Genomic DNA, 19,302 nt, shown 5'->3' on the forward strand with positions numbered 1-19,302 from the left:
CATGGCTGTGCAAGCCGTTGAACGCGTTACTTCCTTCGGTCCCGCCGTCGCGCTGTCCTGCCGCGAGTGCGGCGAGCGCCTCCCGCTCGGACCGGTCTTCGCCTGTGCCTCCTGCTTCGGCCCGCTGGAGGTCGCCTACGAGCTGCCGCTCGGCGACCCGGAGGGGCTGCGGCGCCGGATCGAGTCCGGTCCTGCCAGCATCTGGCGGTACGCGCCCCTGCTGCCCGTCCCCGCCGACGTCGCCTCACGGCCCAACCTCGAACCCGGTTTCACCCGGCTCGTCCGGGCCGGCAACCTCGCCCGAGAGCTGGGCGTGACCGGTGAGCTGCACGTCAAGGACGACTCGGGCAACCCCACGCACTCCTTCAAGGACCGCGTCGTCGCCGTCGCCGTCGAGGCGGCGCGCGCCTTCGGCTTCACCACCCTCTCCTGCTCCTCGACGGGCAACCTGGCCGGTGCCGTCGGGGCGGCGGCCGCCCGCGCCGGGTTCCGGTCCTGCGTCTTCATCCCGCACGACCTGGAGGCCGGGAAGGTCGTCATGGCCGCCGTCTACGGCGGCGACCTCGTCGGCATCGAGGGCACCTACGACGACGTCAACCGCTTCTGCTCCGAGCTCATCGGCGATCCGCTGGGGGAGGGCTGGGGCTTCGTCAACGTCAATCTCCGCCCCTACTACGGCGAGGGCTCCAAGACCCTCGCCTACGAGATCTGCGAGCAGCTCGGCTGGCGGCTGCCCGACCAGCTCGTCGTGCCCGTCGCCTCCGGCTCCCAGCTGACGAAGATCGACAAGGGGCTGAAGGAGCTGATCGCCCTCGGGCTGGTCGAGGACCGTCCCTACCGGATCTTCGGCGCCCAGGCGGAGGGCTGCTCCCCGGTCTCCCGGGCGTTCAAGGACGGCCAGGACGTGGTGCGCCCCGTGAAGCCCGACACCATCGCCAAGTCGCTGGCCATCGGCAACCCCGCCGACGGTCCCTACGTCCTGGACATCGCCCGCCGCACCGGCGGGGCCGTGGAGGATGTGACCGACGCGCAGATCGTGGACGCGATCCGGCTGCTCGCCCGCACGGAGGGGATCTTCGCCGAGACCGCGGGCGGGGTGACCGTGGGGGTGACGCGGAAGCTGCTGGAGTCCGGCGCGCTCGATCCGTCGCTGACCACCGTCGTGCTCAACACGGGCGACGGGCTGAAGACGCTGGACGCGGTGGCGGCGGGGCCGACGGCCACGATCCGGCCGAGCGTGGAGGCGTTCCGGGCGGCGGGGCTGGGGTAGGGGGCGGGCGTTCTTGCGGACGCCCCTCCCGTAACTCCCTCAACTTCCGCACCGGACAACCACTCATCAACACGCGCACCAGAAAGGCGAACCCCATGAGCGTCACCGTCCGCATCCCCACCATCCTCCGCACCTACACCGGCGGCCGCGCCGAGGTCCCCGCCGAGGGGGCGAACCTGTCCGAGGTGATCGGCGACCTGGAGAAGAACCACCCGGGGATCGCCGCCCGGGTGCTCGACGAGACGGGTCGGCTGCGCCGCTTCGTGAACGTGTACGTCAACGACGACGACGTCCGCTTCGAGGGCGGCCTGGAGGCGGCGACCCCGGACGGGGCCGGTGTGTCGATCATCCCGGCCGTCGCGGGCGGCTGACCGGCCGACGGCCCGTCACCCCGGCATTTCACAACATCACCGCACAGAACACGGAGCGCCCCGGCCGGAAACGGACGGGGCGATTCCGTCTGTTGAAGCGCGATACAGTTGGGGCGTTCCCCCTCCGGTGTCAGAGCCGAACGCATATGAGAACCCGTCAAGTTGCGCGCGAATTAGGTGTGCGAATTGTCGGGTTGGCCGGCGTATGTCCGGCCCGACTTGCCCTGGAACATCCCCAGTTCACCGGCTTTCGCCGCTCGGCGATGCCGGTATTTCTCGTCCGTCTGACCTGTTGCAGACGGCATCCGTGCAGATACATTCAGCCGCGGTCGACGCGTTCCGGCGCACACCCCTCGGTGTCACAAGGGGTGAGGTCTGACCCGGGTCCGCGAAGTGCGGGTCCCGCGCAAGGGCCAGTAATAGGGGAGTTAGGCATGGCTCAGGGCACCGTCAAGTGGTTCAACGCGGAGAAGGGGTACGGCTTCATCGCGGTCGACGGTGGTGCGGATGTTTTCGTCCACTACAGCGCGATTCAGATGGACGGCTACCGCACCCTGGAAGAGGGGCAGCGGGTCGAGTTCGAGATCTCGCAGGGCCAGAAGGGGCCGCAGGCGGACATGGTGAGGGTGACCGCCTGACCGCGGCGCATCGACCACCGGAGTGCTCGGACTCCGGATCGCTCAGCCTGTCGAAGGGGCCCGTACCCGAAGGTGCGGGCCCTTCGCGCTGCCCGGATCCGGATACGTGGGTCCTTCGCGGCGCCCGGATCCGGATACGTGGGTCCTTCGGGTGCCCGGATCCGGATGCTGCGGTGCGAGGGGCGCGGGACCCGGGGAGTGCGTCGGGGGTGGGTGGGGAAGGGTCTCCGGGGCACCCTGAGGGAGGCCTCCGGGATGACCCCGATCTTCGGAGGGACGCTTGCACTCGGAGGTGCCGAGTGCTAATCATTGGCTTAGCACTCTCCGAGTGAGAGTGACAGACTTGGACCGTCGGTGAGGTCCGCGAGTCCGGTGGGGCAAGGAACCGCCGAGCGCGCGAACCGTCCGTCGCGGGCGCCTGTGCGGTCCGGAGCAATCCACCCCCAGTCCGGGAGGACCACTTCACATGGCCAAGATCATCGCGTTCGACGAGGAGGCGCGGCGCGGCCTTGAGCGCGGTATGAACCAGCTCGCCGACGCCGTCAAGGTCACCCTCGGCCCCAAGGGCCGCAACGTCGTCCTTGAGAAGAAGTGGGGCGCCCCCACGATCACCAACGATGGTGTGTCCATCGCCAAGGAGATCGAGCTGGAGGACCCGTACGAGAAGATCGGCGCCGAGCTGGTCAAGGAGGTCGCGAAGAAGACGGACGACGTCGCCGGTGACGGCACGACGACCGCGACCGTCCTCGCCCAGGCGCTGGTCCGCGAGGGTCTGCGCAACGTGGCCGCCGGCGCCAACCCGATGGCCCTGAAGCGCGGCATCGAGAAGGCCGTCGAGGCCGTCTCCGCCGCCCTCCTGGAGCAGGCGAAGGACGTCGAGACCAAGGAGCAGATCGCCTCCACGGCCTCCATCTCCGCCGCCGACACCCAGATCGGCGAGCTCATCGCCGAGGCCATGGACAAGGTCGGCAAGGAAGGCGTCATCACCGTCGAGGAGTCCCAGACCTTCGGTCTGGAGCTGGAGCTCACCGAGGGTATGCGCTTCGACAAGGGCTACATCTCGGCGTACTTCGCCACCGACATGGAGCGTATGGAGGCGTCGCTCGACGACCCGTACATCCTGATCGTCAACTCGAAGATCAGCTCGGTCAAGGACCTGCTGCCGCTCCTCGAGAAGGTCATGCAGTCCGGCAAGCCGCTGCTGATCATCGCCGAGGACGTCGAGGGCGAGGCCCTGTCGACCCTGGTGGTCAACAAGATCCGCGGGACCTTCAAGTCCGTCGCCGTCAAGGCCCCGGGCTTCGGCGACCGCCGCAAGGCCATGCTCGGCGACATCGCCATCCTCACCGGTGGCACGGTCATCTCCGAGGAGGTCGGCCTCAAGCTGGAGAACGCCGGTCTCGACCTGCTCGGCCGCGCCCGCAAGGTCGTCATCACCAAGGACGAGACGACCATCGTCGACGGTGCCGGTGACAGCGACCAGGTCCAGGGCCGCGTCAACCAGATCCGCGCCGAGATCGAGAACAGCGACTCGGACTACGACCGGGAGAAGCTCCAGGAGCGCCTCGCGAAGCTGGCCGGCGGCGTGGCCGTCATCAAGGCCGGTGCCGCGACCGAGGTCGAGCTCAAGGAGCGCAAGCACCGCATCGAGGACGCCGTTCGCAACGCGAAGGCGGCCGTCGAGGAGGGCATCGTCGCCGGTGGTGGCGTGGCCCTGCTCCAGGCCTCCCAGGTGTTCGAGAAGCTGGAGCTCGAGGGCGACGAGGCCACCGGTGCCAACGCCGTCAAGCTGGCCCTGGAGGCCCCGCTCAAGCAGATCGCCGTCAACGGTGGTCTCGAGGGCGGCGTCGTCGTGGAGAAGGTCCGCAACCTGACCGTCGGCCACGGCCTCAACGCCGCGACCGGTGAGTACGTCGACATGATCGCCGAGGGCATCATCGACCCGGCGAAGGTCACCCGCTCCGCCCTGCAGAACGCCGCCTCCATCGCGGCGCTCTTCCTCACCACCGAGGCCGTCATCGCCGACAAGCCGGAGAAGGCCGCCGCGGCCGCTCCGGGCGGCATGCCCGGTGGCGAGATGGACTTCTGAGCCCACCAGGCTCGCCGGTCCTGAAGCAGACCGAGGGCGGCACCCCCATCACGGGGGTGCCGCCCTCGGGCGTTCCCGGGGAAAGCCGAAGAAGTACGTGGCCGCGAAGCCGGCGGCGTACCCCACCAGGAGCCCCGCCGCGTAGACGGCGATCGCTCCACCCAACCCGTGATCGCCCTTGAGCAGCGGGAACAGCGCCCACCCCGACGGTCCGATCGCCGTCGCGCCCACCCTGCCGCCCTCCTGGGCCATGAACCCCACGAACCCGCCGCCGAACGCGCCCCCGACGCAGGCCGTCACGAACGGCCGCCCCAGCGGCAGGGAGATCCCGTAGATCAGTGGCTCCCCGATCCCCAGCAGCCCCGCCGGAAGCGCGGAACGCACCGTCCGCCGGACGGACGCGTCACGCGACAGCCGCACGTAGACCGCGAGGGCCGCGCCCACCTGGCCCGCGCCCGCCATGGCGAGGATCGGCAGCAGGACCGTGCTGCCCTGCTCGCTGATCAGCGTGGTGTGGAGCGGGATCAGCGCCTGGTGCAGCCCCAGCATCACCAGCGGCAGGAACAGCCCCCCGAGCACGAAGCCGGCCGGGGCGCCGCCGCGGGACAGCAGCGTGTCGGCGAAGTGGCCGACGGCGGCGGAGACTTCACCCGCCGCCCACATCAGCCCGTACAGCGTCGCCAGTCCGGGGAGCAGGACCGTCAGCGCCGGGGTGACGAGGACGTCCAGGGCCTCGGGGACGACGCGGCGGCACGCCCTCTCCACGACCACCGCGAGCAGTGCCGCAGCGAGTGCGCCCAGCACTCCGCCCTGCCCGGGCGTCAACTTGAGTCCGAACGCGTCTACTTGGGTCACCCCCGGCCAGACCGCGATCGCCGCGACGGCTCCGCCGAGGATCGGAGTCCCGCCGAACTCCCGGGCCGTGCGGTATCCGACGAACACCCCGATCAGCGACATGAAGCCGGAGGCGATCGCGGTCAGCGCCGGGACGAGGGCGGGCAGCCAGCGCAGGTTGGCGAGCAGTCCGGCGAGGCCGGCGATGATGCCGCAGCCGATCAGGGCCGGGATGAGCGGGACGAAGATCTGTGCGATGCGGCGGAGGGCGAGTTTGGCCGGGGTGGCGTTGCGGGCCTGCTGGTCGGCGCGGAGGGTGGCGCCGCGGGTGGCGAGGGTGATGGCGGTGTCTGGGGGGTGTCCGAGGGCGGCGGCCACCCGGGCGGCCGTTCCTGGGCCCAGGACGACCTGGTAGGCGGTGCCGTCCGTGACCAGGCCGAGGACGCCGGGGAGGGCGCGGAGTTCCGCCTCACGGACGAGGGTCGGGTCGGCGACCTCCAGGCGGAGGCGGGTCATGCAGTGGGTGATGGAGCGGAGGTTGGTGGGGCCGCCGAGGAGGGGGAGGAGGGTGGTGGTGAGGTTGTCGGTGGGGTCGGGTGCGGGCATGGGAGATGCTTGCCCCGCGGGGGGCGCTTTCGTAACGGTGGGGTGCCCCGGTCCCTCCCTTTCACCGTTTCTGCGGGGAGGACCCCGCACCCCCGAAACCGCGCTCCGCGCGGTTGTCCTCAAACGCCGGACGGGCTGTCTCAGCCCGTTGGGGGTGCCCCCTCCGGGGGAGGGACCGGGGCTCACCCCTCCCGCCGCGCGCCCTCCAGCGCGACCCGCAAATGCCCCCCGGCCGCCTCCAGCAACCGCCCCGCCGTAGCCCCGTCCACCCCACCCAGCAGCACCAGAATCGCGTCCTTGACCTCCCCACCCGTCTCCGCCAGCGCAGCCTCGATCTCCGCATCCCCCGCCCCCGTCGCCAGCGCGACGATATGCCGGGACCGCGCCCGCAGCTTGTCGTTGGAGGCGCGGAGGTCGACCATCAGGTTCCCGTAGGTCTTGCCGAGCCGGATCATGGTGATGGTCGAGAGCATGTTGAGGACGAGCTTCTGGGCGGTGCCTGCCTTGAGCCGGGTCGAACCGGTGATCAGTTCGGGGCCGACGACGACCTCGACGGCGTGCTCGGCGGCGGCGCCGAGCTCCGAGCCGGCGTTGCAGGAGAGCCCGATGGTGAGCGCGCCGGCCCGGCGGGCGCTGGTGACGGCGCCGACGGCGTAGGGGGTGCGGCCGGAGGCGGAGACGCCGACGACGGTGTCGTCGGGGGTGATGCCGAGGGCGGCGAGGTCGGCCCCGGCGGCGTCGGCCCGGTCCTCGGCTCCTTCGACGGCCGTCACCAGGGCCTCGGGGCCGCCGGCGATCAGCCCGACCACGCGGCCGGGGTCGGTGGCGAAGGTCGGCGGGCACTCGCTGGCGTCCAGCACCCCGAGCCGTCCCGCGGTGCCCGCGCCCGCGTAGACCAGCCGGCCGCCGCGGGCCATCCGTTCGGCGGTGGCGTCGATGGCGGCGGCGATGGCGGGCAGCCGGGCGGCGACCGCGGTGGCGACCGTGGCGTCGTCGGCGTTCATGAGACGCGCGATGTCCAGGGTCGGCAGCCGGTCGATGTCCGCCAGTTCGGGGCGGAACGCCTCGGTGGTGAGGGCGGCCAGCTGGGCGCGGAGTGCGGCGAAGGCGGCGGGTGACGTCATGGTGGCCTTCCCTCGGATCAGCGCGGGTCGGGCCGCGGGTCGTGGCGGTGGGCGAGTGCCTCGTAGGAGGCGGAGAGGGCGGGCGCGGCCCGTTCGTACGTCCGTTGCGCGACGCCGATGAACAGGCAGTCGACCACCAGCAGCTGGCTGGTCCGGCTCGACATCGCGGCCGGTCGCAGCTCGCTCTCCCGGGCGGTGGACGTGGCGAGGACGTGGTCGGTGTACTGGCCGATGCCGCCGCCCGGGTTGCCGGTCACGGCGACGGTGGTCGCACCGTGCTCGAAGGCGACCCGCAGGGGTTCGATGACATCGGTGGTCCGGCCGGAGTGGGTGATGGCGATGGCCACGTCGCCGGAGCGCAGCTGGACGGCGTTGGTGACGGCCAGGTGGGGGTCGGTGGGGGCGTGCGCGATCACGCCGATGCGCAGCAGCTTCTGGACGAGGTCCTGGCCGACGAGGTGGGAGGCCCCTATGCCGTAGACGTCGACGCGCCGGGCGCCCGCGAGCGCGGCCACCGCCGCCTCCAGTGCCGTGGTGTCGAGCCCGGCGGCCGTGTCGGCCAGGCACTGGGCCTCGTCGTGGGCGAGTTTGGCGACGACGCTCGGCAGCGGGTCGTCCACGGCGATGTCCGCCGTGACGGCCGGCGCCCGCCCCGCGGCCTGGTCCGCGGCCAGCGCGGCGAGGGCCAGGCGCAGCTGGCGGTAGCCGGGGTAGCCCAGGGCGCGGGCCGTGCGGACGACGGTGGCCTCGCTGGTGCCGGTGCGCCCGGCGAGGCCCGTGACGGTGAGGCCGGCCGCCCCGGCCGGGTCGGCCACCAGGGCGTCGGCGACGCGCTGCATCGAGCGGGTCATGGAGGGGGCGAGCGTGCGGACCTTGGACGCCAGCGCGGCGGGGGCCGGGGGCGCGGGGGGCCGGTGGAGGCGGTGGAGGGGGCGTTCGGCGATTTCCTTCGGATCGCTGCTCACCTGTTGAAAGGTATTTTCAGCGGGATGTGCCGTCAACCTTTCGCGTCCCGGACAATGGTGCACATGGAGCTCGAACAAGCACTGCACGCGGCCCGGGCGCTCGTCCTGGACGACCTGACCGCCGGGGGCGTGGCCGAGCCGGACATCGTCTCGCTGGTCGAGGACGCGGTGGCCGGCCGGCGGTGGTGGGTCGAGCAGTGGCCGGAGGGCGCCGCCTACGTCGCCGGGCTCGTCGCCCAGGACGTCCAGGACGCCCTGCTGGAGCGGCACGGACGCTGGCCGCTGTGCCCGGTCTGCACGGACTCGGGCGACCCGCACGCCCTGGAGGTCGAGCCGGAGCTGGGGCCCGACCCGCACTGGGCCTGTACCAAACAGGCCGTGATCGTGGCACCGGTCGGCCGGCTGTCCTCGGCCCTGCGCGGATGACGGGCCGGATGACGGGACGGGGGACGGTCGGGTGACCCTGTACATCGACCCGCCGCTGTGGCCGGGGCACGGCCGCATGTGGTCGCACCTGGTGAGCGACGTCAGCTTCGACGAACTGCACGCGTTCGCCGGGCGGATGGGCCTGCCGGACCGCGCCTTCGACGGCGACCACTACGACGTCGCCGAGTCGTCCTACGCGGACGCGGTGCGGCTCGGCGCGGTCGAGGTGCGGAGCAGGGACGTGGTGCGGCTGCTGCGGGCGGCGGGGCTGCGGCGGCGGAAGGCCGGGAGGTACCGGTGACCGCCCCCTTCCGGCGCCGGACGGGCTGAGCTCCACCGCGTGCTCCCTGTCACGTCGTGCGGTTACGTCGTGAGCAGTGCGAGCTCCGTGGTGAGGTTGTGCCGGGCGGTGCGTTCCCACCGCTCGTACCCTTGCGGGGTGCGGAACAGCCTCTCCAGGCCCAGGAGTTGACGCAGCACGGCCGCCCGGCCGGCGCGGAACGCCCCGTCCGGCACGAAGCCGTACTCCTGGCGCACCTCGGCCGCGTACGTCGCGTACGCCTCGGGCGACCCGCCCAGGACGGCGAGGTCCGCGTCGCACAGCAGCTCGCCGTTGCGGTCCCCCGGGGCCGGGTCGTGCCCGACCGTCAGCAGAACGAGCCGTACGACCTCGGCGGTCACGTCCTCCGGCACCCCTAGCTCGGTGAGGGCGCGCTCCGCCAGCCGTGCGCTGCGCTCCTCGTTGGTCGAGCGCTCGGGCAGGTAGACCGCGTCATGGAACCAGGCCGCCAGCCGGACGGCGGCCAGGCCGACCGGGTCGTCGGCGGCCCCGGCCGGTTCGCCGGTCGGTTCGTCGGCCAGTTCGTCGATCCGGTCGAGGACGGCGGTCAGGTGCGCGACCGTGTGGTAGCGCCGCTGCGGCTCCGACCAGCGGGAGAGGAGATCGTCGGCATAGCGCCCGGGCGCCGGTCCCGCCGCCGCCTCCCGGACCGCCAGGACCGTACGCTCCCAGCGCTCCTTGAGCGCGGGGCCTTGCGGGTGCTCAGAGGGGTTGGCCATGGGGCAATTGTGGAGCACGCTCGCCTGTTCCATCCGCTGGGGGAACCGGCACCCCATCGGACTCCTGGATCCCCAGGCTCTCTTGTCGAAGGCTGTTGGCCACCAGTTCGGTCATCTTGAGCAGGGTGCGGACGTAACCGAACGCCTCGGGAGAGTTCGACCGGTAGCCCAGCCGGGACAGATGCCCGCGCAGTTTGGGTGCCCCCTCGGTGACCACGCGCCGACGGTGGGCGTCGAGGCTCCCGCCGTTCGCGAGGTACGTCGAGACGCACCCGGCCAGAAACGTGTCCAGCTCGGCCAGGGCGCTCTTGTCCTCGCGCGGGACGTCGCCGGGAAACGGCGCCCGCGCGAACTCGTTCCACAGCCGCTCAACCTCTCCGAGCATCGCGTCCCTGCCCTGGGGGCCGGGCCAACGGAACCCGTACACGTAACGCACCTGCGCCCGCGGCGGGGTACGCCGGTGCCGGGCCTTCTCCCCGCGGCGGTGCCCGGCGAACGCCTCGGTCTCCCTGATCCACACTGTCCGGCTGGCCTCCAGCATCTCCAGAGCGCGCAGCAGCGCCTTCTCGTCGTTGCGCAGGTCCCCCGCCGTGCCGAGGTAGGCCCAGGTGCCGTGGAAGCCCAGCGGGCAGTAGAGCCCCACAACGTCCCGCAGGGCACGGTGGCGCCGGGCAAGGGGAAGACCGCGGTCACGGACGCGCTTGGCATACACGGAGTGGCTCACACACCGATCATCCCCAGGCGCCGGGTGCGGCTTCAACCGGATTGACCGGCCCAGGCATTGAGAGGGCGGGGCGCCTGCGGGGGATGGAGAGGAGGGGAGGCCGGGTGCTAGCCGGGGTGGCGGAACCCGTGCCGGGTCGGCGGGGGTGTGGGCCCGGCTGCCTGCCGGTCTGGGGGCGGTGGGGCGGCATGGTGCTTTGTTGGCTGGTGGTTTCGTCTCGGGCCCTGCGGGCCCAGGGCGGCCGGCTACGCGGAGCGGGTGTGGCGGCCGGTCGTTGAGTGCGGGATGGCGTGACGGCTGGGGTGAGGGCTCAGGGTTGGTGGGGCGGCATGGTGCTTTGTTGGCCGGTGGTTTCGTCTCGGGCCCTGCGGGCCCACAGCGGCTGGCTACGCGGAGCGGAGGCCGGGCCGGGTGTTTGGCTGCGAGTGCGTTGTGGGGGCGGTGGGGCGGCATGGTGCTGTGTTGGCCGGTGGTTTCGTCTCGGGCCCTGCGGGCCCACAGCGGCTGGCTACGCGGAGCGGAGGCGGGGCCGGGTGTTTGGCTGCGAGTGCGTTGTGGTGGCGGTGGGGCGGGGTCGGTGGGCGGTTTACGTGGCGGGTGCCCGGCCGTCGACCTCTTTCGTCGTTGCGCGCGCCCAAAAGCCGCCTGACTGTGTAAGGGGCCGGGCTGCTGGTGCGTGTGGGACCAGTGGGGCGGGGAGGGGAGTCAACTGGTGGATTTGGGCGCGCTTTCGGCCCGGCCTGCCGAAAAAACCGCCCTGATCCGTCACTGACACGGAGGCAGGGCCTCGCACTCCGGCACCGGCCGTGCGACGGCGCCGGAGTGCAGCGCCCGCGCCCTCCTCGCCCCAGCCGGCGGGTTTTTGGCGTGCGCGCAACGACGAAACAGGGGCGGACGGCCAAGCACCCGCCATGTAAACCGCCCACCGACCCCGCCCCACCGCCACCACTCAACCTCCCGCACTCAAAAGCCTGCCCCTGCCCTCGCTCCGCGTAGCCGGCCGCTGTGGGTCCGGAGGGCCCGAGACGAAACCGCTCGCCGAGCAAGCACCATGCCGCCCCACCAGCCCTGAGCTCTCACCTCAGCCACCCAGCACCAGCAGTCAAACAACCGGCCCCCGCCTCCGCTCCGCGTAGCCGGCCGCCTTGGGCCCGCAGGGCCCGAGACGAAACCGTCAGCCAACAAAGCGCCATGCCGCCCCACCTCACCCAGTGATCCGGTTCGCCCGAAGTGAACCCGGCCGGGTGCCCTGATGCCGCGAACGTCTCGAAGGACTTACGCTGTGCTATTGGACTAGACCTGTGGTGCCCTGCCGTCGCTACGGCTGAGAGCTGCAGGGCGCGGGCCGTATGGGATTGCGCGCACGTTGCCCAAGTTGCGTGTGTTACTGAGAGGAATGGTGTCACGTGAGTAACGGTGCGATCTTGGAGGTGATCGCGCTCGGCGCGGAGGACGCGGTGGCGGCGCAGGCGGGTGGGGCGGACCGGCTGGAGCTGGTCAGTGAGATGGCTGCCGATGGTCTGACGCCCGGGCGGGAGACGTTCGCGCGGGTGCGGGCGGCCGTGGGGATCCCCGTCCGGGTGATGCTGCGGTCCTGCGAGGGCTTCGGGGCGGGGGGTGCGGCGGAGCTGGACGCGCTGTGCGCTGCGGCGCATGCGCTGCGGGCCGAAGGGGCGGAGGAGTTCGTGCTCGGGTTCCTCGGGGAGGACGGGCGGGTGGATCTCGCCGCGGTCTCCGCGCTCTGCGACGCGATCGGGCCCGAGGCCCGGTGGACGTTCCACCGGGCCATCGACCGGGCCGCCGACCGCGACGCGCTGCGCAAACAGCTCGCGGACCGGCCCGGGCTGGACACCTACCTGACCGCCGGCTCCGCCGCCGGTGTGGACGACGGCCTGCCGACCCTGCTCACCGAGGCGGCGCGCGGCGACGAGCCGGGGTACGAGCCCCGGATCCTGGTGGGCGGCGGGTTGCAGCTCAAGCACGTCCCGGTGCTCAGGGAGGCAGGGATCGACGGCTTCCACATCGGTGGCGCGGCTCGGCCGGGCGGCTGGGACGGGCCGGTGGACGCGGCGGCGGTACGCGTCTGGCGCGAGGCGTTGGACGGGTAGCGGGACGGATGGCGGGACGGGTGGCGGGACGGACGGCCCTGCTCCTCACGGCGACCGCCGGCCGGAGCCGCCGTCACACCTCGGCCCGTTCCGGGCCGGCCGCGGCCGGCGACGCCGTGTCCGTCGCGGCCGTCGCGGCCGCCGCGGCCGTCGACGACGCGGCCACCGGTCCGCCGCGTGCGCCGCGTCCCCCGTGCCCGGCGCGCCGGACGGTCGTCGCCGTGAGGAGCAGGGCCACCAGGCTGAGGGCCGTCGAGGCGAGGGGGAACCACCGTTCGCCGAGGAGGGCGATGGCGATGCTGCCCCCGCCGCCGCCCGCGGCGACGCCGAGGTAGAGCGCGCTGCTGTTGAGGGAGATGAGCAGGGGTGCGCTGGGCGGGTCGATGGAGGCGAGCCGGTGCGGGAGGGCGACGGCGACGGCCCAGGCGGCCATCGGGCTGACCAGGGCGTAGGCGAGGGCTCCGGGCATCGTCATCGACAGCCAGGGCAGGGTGGTGAAGCACACCGCCATGACGGTGCCGCCGGTGAACAGCACGGCCCGGGCCCCGACCCGGTCGACCAGCCGGCCGCCGAGCCAGCTGCCGGCGACCGAGGAGAGGCCCGTGGCCAGCAGGATCAGGGTCAGCCGGCCCTGGTGGCCGTCGGTGGCCGGGCGGACGGCGGTGGCCAGGTAGATGTAGACGGCGTTGACGGCGATGAAGAAGCTGAAGGTCGTGGCGGCGCCCGCGACCACCCGCCGGTCGCGCAGCGGCGCCAGCCGCTCGCGGAGGCCGGGGGCGGCGGTGGGGGCGGGCAGCCCGCGCAGCAGCAGCGCCAGGCCGCCGAAGGCGACCGCGCCGAGCGCCACGACCAGCCACATCGTCCAGCGCCAGCCGATGTCCGCGAGCCAGGCGCCGAGCGGGACGCCGAGCGCGGTGGCCACGGTCATCCCGCCCATCACGGTGGCGATGGCCCGGCCGCGGCGCTCCGGCGGCACCAGGCTGGTGGCGACGGCGTTGGCGGTCGGCGTGTACAGCGCGCCGCCGGCGGCGGCGAGCACCCGCGTGGCCATCAGCAGCGGGTAGTCGGGTGCCAGGGCGCTGAGCGCGTTGGCCGCGGTGAAGACCGCCAGCGCGGTGAGCAGCAGCCGGCGGCGGTCCCAGTGGGCGGTGAGGGCGGCGAGGACGGGGGCGAGCAGCGCGTAGGTGACGGCGAAGACCGTGACGAGCTGGCCGGCGGCGGAGACGGAGACGTCGAGGTCGTCGGCGATCCCGTCGAGGATCCCGGCCATGACCATGGAGTCGGTGCCGAGGGCGAAGGCGCCCAGGGCGAGCAGGAACAGGCGGAGACGCACGGGTGTCCTTCCGGGCAGGTAAGGTTGGACGTACGTCAAACAATAGAGACTGTTGGATAGGTGTCAAACAGTGGATGGTGAACTGCTGCCCCAGCCCGATGTCCAGGACATCGAGCTGGTGAAGGTGTTGCAGGCCCTGGGGGACCCGGTACGGCTGCATCTCTTCCGGGTTTTCGCGGAGAGTGTCCAGTGCGACTGCTCCGTCGAGCGACTCAACGTCTCCCACCTGCACAAGTCGACCGTCTCGCACCACATGCGCGTCCTGCGCGAGGCCGGGGTCAGCTCGACACGGGTGGTCGGCCGCAACCGTCACATGATGCTGCGCCGCGCGGACCTCGACGCCCGCTTCCCCGGCCTGGTCGACACACTGCTCGCCGCGGTCGCGGAGCTGCCGGAGCGCGGCCCCGAGGGCTGACGGGCTACGCTGCCGACGCCCCCGTCGTCATCGGGTCCCTGACCGGTCACTTCCGGCACAGCGCCGTGCCCAGGAACTTCGCCGCCTTGCCGTCCGCGTCCCGCGACTTGCTGAAGTTCCTGTTCATCGACAGCGTCACCTGCCGCTTCCCGTCGGCGGTGACGAAGCTGAAGGTGTTGTAGCCGGCGACGCTGCCCGAGTGCCCCCACACCGGCGCGGCGGTCCCGCAGAACCGGGTGCTGTTCTCCAGCCCGAGCCCGTACGAGCGGCCTTCCCGCCCCGCGCCCATGGGGATCAGGCGGTGCATCTCCTTCCGCAGGTGCGGCGGGAGCGGCTTGCCGTCGGAGAGGGCGCGGAAGAACGTGTTCAGGTCGTGTGCGGTGGAGATGACCGTTCCGGTGCTCCAGATGGTCGCGGGGTCGAACCGGGTGAAGTCCACGGGCCTGTCGCTCCCGGGCGCCCACTCGTAGCCGTTCAGGTGGTGCCGGCCGGGCATCCGGGACGTGGTCGGGAACGACGTGTCCTTCAGGTGCAGCGGGCGGATGACGCGGCCGGTGATCTCCTGGGCGAGCGTGCGCCCGGTGGCGCGTTCGACCAGCAGGCCGAGGACGACGTAATTGGTGTTGGAGTACGACCACTTGCCCTGCTCGTCGGGGGCGAACTTCCACCCGTGCTTCACGCCCAGGGCTGTCAACTGGCGCGGCGCGTAACGCGCGTTGCCCAGGCTCCGCAGCCGGTCGACGACCTGGTCCGGCTTCGACAGGTCGACGAGGTCGTCGGTGAGGTAGTCGGGAAGTCCGCTGGTGTGGTGCAGCAGCTGACGTACGGTCACGCGCTCGCCGCGCGGGCCCGGCGGCAGCAGGCCGGGCAGGTGGCGCTCGACGGAGTCGTCCAGCCCGAGCTTCTGCTCCGCGACGAGCTGGAGCACCACCGTGGCGACGAGGCTCTTCGTCACGCTGCCCGCCCGGAAGCGGTCCTCGGCCCGCGCCCGCCGCCCGTCCTCCAGGCCGGCCTTCCCGGCCGCCCCGCGCCACACGCCGTTCTCGTCACGGACCTCGGCGACCGCCCCGGGGACGCCCTCCGCGGTGATCGCGTCCAGGGCGCGCTGGAGGGCGGCCCGGCCGGCCGTACGGGGGTGGTGGTGCGCCACGGACTGCGGGGCGTCCGTCCGCGCAGGGGCGTCCGTCCGCGCAGGGGCGGCGAGGGCGGGAGCGGCCGTGGAGGCCAGCACCGTGGCGGCGACGAGCATGGTGAGAGTCGTGGTGAGGGTGCGGGACGGGGACATCGGTGGTGGCGCCTTTCCGGTGGGCGGCGGGACGTGGTCACTTGGCCACTTGGCCGCTTGGGCTCTTGGCCGCTTGGGCTCTTGGCCGCTCGGGCACTTGGTGATGTCTCCACGCCAGGCCGCGGCGCCGCAGCGTTGATCAAGCTCAAGGCGGAGGCGCCGGGCCGCAGGCCCCTAGGGGCGCCCCCGGGAGGAGCCCCTCGCGGGGCGGGCGCCCTCACCCCTCCGGGCGCTCCAACTCGCCCGGCAGCGCCTCCGCGTGCAGCACCGTCAGACCCGACACCGCCCTGGTCAGCGCCACGTACAGCCGCCGCAGCCCCGTCCGCTCGTCCGGCTCGGCGGCCACGATCGCGGCGGGCTCGTCGAGCACCACGTAGTCGTACTCCAGGCCCTTCGCCAGCGAGGCCGGCACCAGGGTGAGCCGCGCCTCGGCCGTCGTCTCCTCGCCGGGGGCGAGGTGGGACAGACCCGCCCCGGCCAGGGCCGCCGCGAGGACGGGCACCCGCGCGTCCGCCGCGATCAGGCCGATCGACCCCTCCCGCCGGAGCGCGTCCCGGCAGGCCGCGACCACCGCGTCGTCCAGCACCTCGGGACCGGCGACGGCCCGTACCGCGAAGTCGCCCGCGGACTCGCGCATCGAGGTCGCCTCGGCCAGCCCCGGCGCGATGGCCGGCAGCAGCCGCGAGGCGTACGCGATGACCTCGCGCGGGACGCGGAAGCCCTGCGTGAGCTCCTCGACGACCGCGTCCGGCTTGCCGAGGTGGAGGAGCGCCTCCTGCCAGCCGGGGGTCGCCCACGGCGTGGTGCCCTGCGCGATGTCGCCCAGCACGGTCGCCGAACCGGTCGTGCAGCGGCGGCCGACGGCCCGGTACTGCATGGGCGACAGGTCCTGCGCCTCGTCCAGCACCACGTGTCCCAGCGAGGACGTCCGCGTCACCAGGTCCATCGTCTCGTCGATCAACACCGCGTCCGCGGCGGACCACTTGGCCGACCGCACGCTCCGCGGCGGCTTCGCCCACAGCACGGCCCGCTGTTCGTCCTCCGAGAGGATCCCGGCCGCGTGCTCCGCGAGGAAGTCCGGGTCCGACAGCAGCCGGAGCACCAGCTTCGCCGGATCGACCGCCGGCCAGACCGCCTTGACCGCCGCCTTCACGGCGGGGTTGCGTGCCACCGCGTCCTGCACCCGGTCGTCCGGCGCCTCGCCCGCCTGCTCCATCCGGACGAGCACCGCGTGCGCGATGCGTTGCGGCAGGGCGTCGCGGGCGGCGCCGTAGCGGATGTCGCGGTCCAGCAGTTCGCGGACGATCTCCTCCAGCTCGTACGCCGGGACGCGCCAGCGCCGCGAGCCGCGCACCACGACCACCGGTTCCACCGGCATCGTCACCCCGGACCGGACCGCGCGCCGCAGCACCTCGGCCATCCGCGCGTCGCCCTTGACCCGGGCGGTCCCCGCCGGGTCCGTACCCCGCACCTCGACGTGCGCGACCAGGTCGTCGACCGTCGCCTGCGCGACGTTCAACTCGCCCAGGGCGGGCAGCACCTGCTCGATGTAGCGGAGGAACGACCGGTTCGGGCCGACGACCAGGGTGCCCGTACGGGCCAGCCGCTCGCGGTGCGCGTACAGCAGGTAGGCGACGCGGTGCAGGCCGACGGCCGTCTTCCCGGTGCCCGGCGCCCCCTGGACGCAGACCGTGCCGCCGATCCCGGCGCGGACGATCTCGTCCTGCTCCGGCTGGATCGTGGCGACGATGTCGCGCATCGGCCCGACGCGGGGCCGCTCGATCTCCGCCTGGAGCAGCGCGCTCGCCGCGTCGGCGCCGGCCGGGTCGGTCAGGTCCTCGTCCTCGTACGCCGTCAACTCGCCGCCCGTGTAACCGAAGCGGCGGCGCCGGCCCACGTCCATCGGGTCCTTCTTCGACGCCCGGTAGAAGGGCTGCGAGACGGGCGCGCGCCAGTCGATGACCATGGGATCGCCGTCACCGTCGTGGACGTGCCGCCGCCCGATGTAGAAGCACTCCCTGCCCGCCTCTTCCTCCTGGTCCACCCCCGGCGCGTGCAGATAGTCCAGGCGCCCGAAGAACAGCGGGGCGTGCGCCAGGTCGGCGAGCGCGCTGATGCGGTCCTCTATCTGCCGTTCCAGGACCTCCGCGTTGACCCAGTTGGCCGTGACGTCCTTGATGTCGAGCGCCTTCACGTCCTCGCGCATCACGCGCAACGCCGCGCGGGACGCGGCGAGATGGGCGCGCTCGCGGTGGAGCGGATCGTCGACGGGCATCCCGGGGACGTCAGGGTTCGGGTCAGGGTGCGGTCCGGGGTGCGGAACAGGGCGTCGGTCGGGGGCGTGCGCGGGCACGGCATGGCCTCCAGGGGCAACGAGCTGCGGGCGTACGAGCGAAGGACCGGCCGGTTTCCGTCCGGGCGGCGGCGCTCCCGGAGGACGCACGACGGGAGGCGGAAGATCGCGATTTTAGTCACCGGGCCCGACGGGCGCCAACGATTTTTCGTGCGCCCCCGGGTGGCTCTCAGGGTTGGGGTCCATCTCCCGTAGGGGTCGGGGTGATCCTGGAGTCGTAGGGCGGGGGGCGATCGTTTACACCGGCAGATCGATGTGCGGCGGCGTCGCGGATTCCATCATGGACACATGACCACCGCAGCGATCACCCCAGACGCCCAGGGCGCCGAGCACGGCGCCGCCACCGCCCTCTCCCACGCGTTCCGCGCCCTCAAGGTGTTCGCCGGCACGGCCGTCAGCGTGGTGCTGCTGGGGCAGTACGAGGGGGAGGAGACGCTGGTCAAGCGCTGAGCGTTCGCCGGGCCTCAGTCGTCCACCAGCAGGATGTCCGCGTCGTCGAAGATCCGCAGCACGACGAGCAGCAGCCGCCCCCGCGACACCATGTACTCCGCCACGATCTGCGCGGTGAGGCGGACCTCCCGGTCCTGCTCGCCCGCGCCGATGGGCCGTGAAAGCTTTGTATAGGGGTCCCGGGCGAGGATCTCGACCGCCTTGTCCAACGAAGCCCTGCGGACCGGGTCGAGGCGATCGCGGTCCCGCGCCGCCGGCTCGGTGTACAGCACCTCGTAGATGTCCTGGTGGGGCACCGTTCCCTCCAAGCCTGGCCTGTTGCTCAGGCCAGCGTACCCAGGACCGTCCCGCCCGTGCGGGCTCCGCCTGAGTACCCGCACGCGGGACATGAGTAGCCGCTCCGATCCGCCCTGCCCATGCCGTCCGGTGGGATGGAGACATGTCTCCGCACCCTCACCTCCCGCACGGCCGGACCGCCGGGCTCCTCGACGAAGCCGACGACCACTGGGCCGTACAGCCCGCCATCGCCTCGGTCCTGAGCGCCCCAGCCGTGCTGTGCAACGGCTTCGGGACGCCGCTCGACGGCGGCGAACCCACGCTGCGCGGGCTGTTCGTGACCGGGTTCGTCCTGCTGGTCCTGGCGTGGGGGCTGCCGCGCCGGGAGTCGATGGCGTTTCCCCGGACCGTGCTCTCGGTGACCGGCACCGTCGCCATGCTGATGCCGGTCCTCGTCATCGTCGTTCTTCTCGCGCTCATGGCCTTCGCCTGATCCGGCCGTCTGAGTACCTCTACCCGTACGGGATGAGTACCTGCCGGGATCCGTGCGCCCCCGTTGTCCGGTGGGATGGCGGCATGCCTTCTTCGACGACTACCGGACCGACGACCACCGGCACCCCCGCCGGCCCGCTCCACCGACTGCGCCTCCGGCTCGGCCGCCGCCTCGGGGAGGCCGACGGGAACTGGGCGAAGCCGCCCGCCATCGCCTCGCTCCTGTGCGCTCCCGTGCTGTGCCTGTACGCGTACTACGGTGGGCCGCTCCGTACCGGAGGCCTGGAGTCGGCCCTGCCGACGGCGGTGTTCGCCGGAGTGGTCGCGCTGCTCCTCGCATGGGTGCTGCCGCACCGGAAGGCGACGCGGTTCAGCCGCATCGCCTTCTCGGTCACCGGGACCGCGCTCGTCATGCTGCCGATCCTGATCGGGGCCGTCGCCGTCCTTGGAATGATCTTCCTGGTCTGAACCCGTGGGACGGTGG

Annotated in this window: 20 protein-coding genes; 11 read left to right on the forward strand and 9 right to left on the reverse strand. The window is 72.5% G+C overall.

Annotation, left to right across the window (positions count from 1 at the left end; translation table 11 throughout):
• The first annotated feature begins 1 nt into the window (after position 1).
• From thrC to groL, 4 genes are all read left to right on the forward strand, one after another.
• Positions 2-1,270: a threonine synthase gene (gene thrC / locus HN013_RS09615; RefSeq protein ID WP_249374864.1), complete on the forward strand. Its 1,269-nt coding sequence runs from the start codon at positions 2-4 to the stop codon at positions 1,268-1,270.
• Positions 1,271-1,365: 95 nt separating this feature from the next.
• Positions 1,366-1,641, forward strand: coding sequence for a MoaD/ThiS family protein (locus tag HN013_RS09620; protein WP_171165147.1), 276 nt, complete (start codon positions 1,366-1,368; stop codon positions 1,639-1,641).
• A gap of 434 nt (positions 1,642-2,075) precedes the next feature.
• On the forward strand, positions 2,076-2,279 hold the full coding sequence (locus HN013_RS09625) for a cold-shock protein (protein WP_004986573.1): 204 nt from the start codon (positions 2,076-2,078) through the stop codon (positions 2,277-2,279).
• A 466-nt stretch (positions 2,280-2,745) separates the two neighbouring features.
• A complete protein-coding gene (gene groL / locus HN013_RS09630) occupies positions 2,746-4,368 on the forward strand; it encodes a chaperonin GroEL (RefSeq protein ID WP_004954155.1) in 1,623 nt (540 codons plus the stop codon).
• Positions 4,369-4,416: 48 nt separating this feature from the next.
• Here groL and HN013_RS09635 read toward each other — a convergent pair whose 3' ends face one another.
• The 3 genes from HN013_RS09635 to HN013_RS09645 form a co-directional block, all read right to left on the reverse strand.
• Positions 4,417-5,808: a PTS transporter subunit EIIC gene (locus HN013_RS09635; RefSeq protein ID WP_171165149.1), complete on the reverse strand. Its 1,392-nt coding sequence runs from the start codon at positions 5,806-5,808 to the stop codon at positions 4,417-4,419.
• A 182-nt stretch (positions 5,809-5,990) separates the two neighbouring features.
• Positions 5,991-6,932 carry an N-acetylmuramic acid 6-phosphate etherase gene (gene murQ, locus HN013_RS09640; RefSeq protein WP_171165151.1) on the reverse strand — a complete coding sequence of 314 codons (942 nt, stop codon included), beginning with the start codon at positions 6,930-6,932 and terminating at the stop codon, positions 5,991-5,993.
• 17 nt (positions 6,933-6,949) lie between these two features.
• Positions 6,950-7,897: a MurR/RpiR family transcriptional regulator gene (locus HN013_RS09645; protein WP_312018550.1), complete on the reverse strand. Its 948-nt coding sequence runs from the start codon at positions 7,895-7,897 to the stop codon at positions 6,950-6,952.
• A gap of 63 nt (positions 7,898-7,960) precedes the next feature.
• Between HN013_RS09645 and HN013_RS09650 the strand changes: the two genes are divergently transcribed.
• Complete coding sequence (locus tag HN013_RS09650; protein ID WP_171165153.1) at positions 7,961-8,323, forward strand: hypothetical protein; 363 nt, start codon at positions 7,961-7,963, stop codon at positions 8,321-8,323.
• Positions 8,324-8,354: 31 nt separating this feature from the next.
• The gene (locus tag HN013_RS09655; RefSeq protein ID WP_171165155.1) at positions 8,355-8,624 is read left to right on the forward strand and encodes a DUF4031 domain-containing protein; all 270 of its coding nucleotides are present in this window, start codon (positions 8,355-8,357) and stop codon (positions 8,622-8,624) included.
• A gap of 62 nt (positions 8,625-8,686) precedes the next feature.
• Here HN013_RS09655 and HN013_RS09660 read toward each other — a convergent pair whose 3' ends face one another.
• Both HN013_RS09660 and HN013_RS09665 read right to left on the reverse strand, forming a co-directional pair.
• Complete coding sequence (locus HN013_RS09660) at positions 8,687-9,382, reverse strand: hypothetical protein (RefSeq protein WP_171165157.1); 696 nt, start codon at positions 9,380-9,382, stop codon at positions 8,687-8,689.
• Positions 9,366-10,106 (reverse strand): hypothetical protein, encoded by a 741-nt coding sequence (locus HN013_RS09665; protein ID WP_171165158.1) that lies wholly within the window; start codon positions 10,104-10,106, stop codon positions 9,366-9,368. The genes HN013_RS09660 and HN013_RS09665 overlap by 17 nt, the downstream gene beginning before the upstream one ends.
• A gap of 1,406 nt (positions 10,107-11,512) precedes the next feature.
• Between HN013_RS09665 and HN013_RS09670 the strand changes: the two genes are divergently transcribed.
• A complete protein-coding gene (locus HN013_RS09670; RefSeq protein WP_171165159.1) occupies positions 11,513-12,214 on the forward strand; it encodes a copper homeostasis protein CutC in 702 nt (233 codons plus the stop codon).
• A gap of 73 nt (positions 12,215-12,287) precedes the next feature.
• On the opposite strand, the gene HN013_RS09675 is transcribed toward HN013_RS09670, so the two are convergent.
• Positions 12,288-13,547: an MFS transporter gene (locus HN013_RS09675; RefSeq protein ID WP_171165160.1), complete on the reverse strand. Its 1,260-nt coding sequence runs from the start codon at positions 13,545-13,547 to the stop codon at positions 12,288-12,290.
• 70 nt (positions 13,548-13,617) lie between these two features.
• Here HN013_RS09675 and HN013_RS09680 point away from each other — a divergent pair, with 70 nt between their 5' ends.
• Entirely contained in the window at positions 13,618-13,962 is a 345-nt protein-coding gene (locus HN013_RS09680; RefSeq protein WP_171165161.1) for a helix-turn-helix domain-containing protein, read from the forward strand.
• 46 nt (positions 13,963-14,008) lie between these two features.
• Here the strand turns inward: HN013_RS09680 and HN013_RS09685 are convergent, their stop codons facing one another.
• Both HN013_RS09685 and HN013_RS09690 read right to left on the reverse strand, forming a co-directional pair.
• Entirely contained in the window at positions 14,009-15,247 is a 1,239-nt protein-coding gene (locus tag HN013_RS09685; protein WP_171165162.1) for a serine hydrolase, read from the reverse strand.
• Between the two features lie 217 nt (positions 15,248-15,464).
• Positions 15,465-17,600 carry a HelD family protein gene (locus HN013_RS09690; RefSeq protein WP_398979019.1) on the reverse strand — a complete coding sequence of 712 codons (2,136 nt, stop codon included), beginning with the start codon at positions 17,598-17,600 and terminating at the stop codon, positions 15,465-15,467.
• A 288-nt stretch (positions 17,601-17,888) separates the two neighbouring features.
• Between HN013_RS09690 and HN013_RS09695 the strand changes: the two genes are divergently transcribed.
• Positions 17,889-18,050 (forward strand): hypothetical protein, encoded by a 162-nt coding sequence (locus HN013_RS09695; RefSeq protein ID WP_171165164.1) that lies wholly within the window; start codon positions 17,889-17,891, stop codon positions 18,048-18,050.
• 14 nt (positions 18,051-18,064) lie between these two features.
• On the opposite strand, the gene HN013_RS09700 is transcribed toward HN013_RS09695, so the two are convergent.
• Positions 18,065-18,346 carry a hypothetical protein gene (locus tag HN013_RS09700; RefSeq protein WP_171165165.1) on the reverse strand — a complete coding sequence of 94 codons (282 nt, stop codon included), beginning with the start codon at positions 18,344-18,346 and terminating at the stop codon, positions 18,065-18,067.
• Between the two features lie 143 nt (positions 18,347-18,489).
• Between HN013_RS09700 and HN013_RS09705 the strand changes: the two genes are divergently transcribed.
• The gene (locus HN013_RS09705) at positions 18,490-18,819 is read left to right on the forward strand and encodes a hypothetical protein (protein WP_171165166.1); all 330 of its coding nucleotides are present in this window, start codon (positions 18,490-18,492) and stop codon (positions 18,817-18,819) included.
• An 83-nt stretch (positions 18,820-18,902) separates the two neighbouring features.
• Positions 18,903-19,286: a hypothetical protein gene (locus HN013_RS09710; protein ID WP_171165168.1), complete on the forward strand. Its 384-nt coding sequence runs from the start codon at positions 18,903-18,905 to the stop codon at positions 19,284-19,286.
• The last annotated feature ends 16 nt before the right edge of the window (positions 19,287-19,302 follow it).

This window comes from Streptomyces sp. I05A-00742 (assembly GCF_013055795.1).
GTDB lineage: Bacteria > Actinomycetota > Actinomycetes > Streptomycetales > Streptomycetaceae > Streptomyces.

Coding starts and splice junctions, on each gene's coding strand:
- thrC (WP_249374864.1), top strand. CDS start 2: ATGGCTGTGCAAGCCGTTGAACGCGTTACTTCCTTCGGTCCCGCCGTC.
- HN013_RS09620 (WP_171165147.1), top strand. CDS start 1,366: ATGAGCGTCACCGTCCGCATCCCCACCATCCTCCGCACCTACACCGGC.
- HN013_RS09625 (WP_004986573.1), top strand. CDS start 2,076: ATGGCTCAGGGCACCGTCAAGTGGTTCAACGCGGAGAAGGGGTACGGC.
- groL (WP_004954155.1), top strand. CDS start 2,746: ATGGCCAAGATCATCGCGTTCGACGAGGAGGCGCGGCGCGGCCTTGAG.
- HN013_RS09635 (WP_171165149.1), bottom strand. CDS start 5,808: ATGCCCGCACCCGACCCCACCGACAACCTCACCACCACCCTCCTCCCC.
- murQ (WP_171165151.1), bottom strand. CDS start 6,932: ATGACGTCACCCGCCGCCTTCGCCGCACTCCGCGCCCAGCTGGCCGCC.
- HN013_RS09650 (WP_171165153.1), top strand. CDS start 7,961: ATGGAGCTCGAACAAGCACTGCACGCGGCCCGGGCGCTCGTCCTGGAC.
- HN013_RS09660 (WP_171165157.1), bottom strand. CDS start 9,382: ATGGCCAACCCCTCTGAGCACCCGCAAGGCCCCGCGCTCAAGGAGCGC.
- HN013_RS09685 (WP_171165162.1), bottom strand. CDS start 15,247: ATGTCCCCGTCCCGCACCCTCACCACGACTCTCACCATGCTCGTCGCC.
- HN013_RS09695 (WP_171165164.1), top strand. CDS start 17,889: ATGACCACCGCAGCGATCACCCCAGACGCCCAGGGCGCCGAGCACGGC.
- HN013_RS09705 (WP_171165166.1), top strand. CDS start 18,490: ATGTCTCCGCACCCTCACCTCCCGCACGGCCGGACCGCCGGGCTCCTC.
- HN013_RS09710 (WP_171165168.1), top strand. CDS start 18,903: ATGCCTTCTTCGACGACTACCGGACCGACGACCACCGGCACCCCCGCC.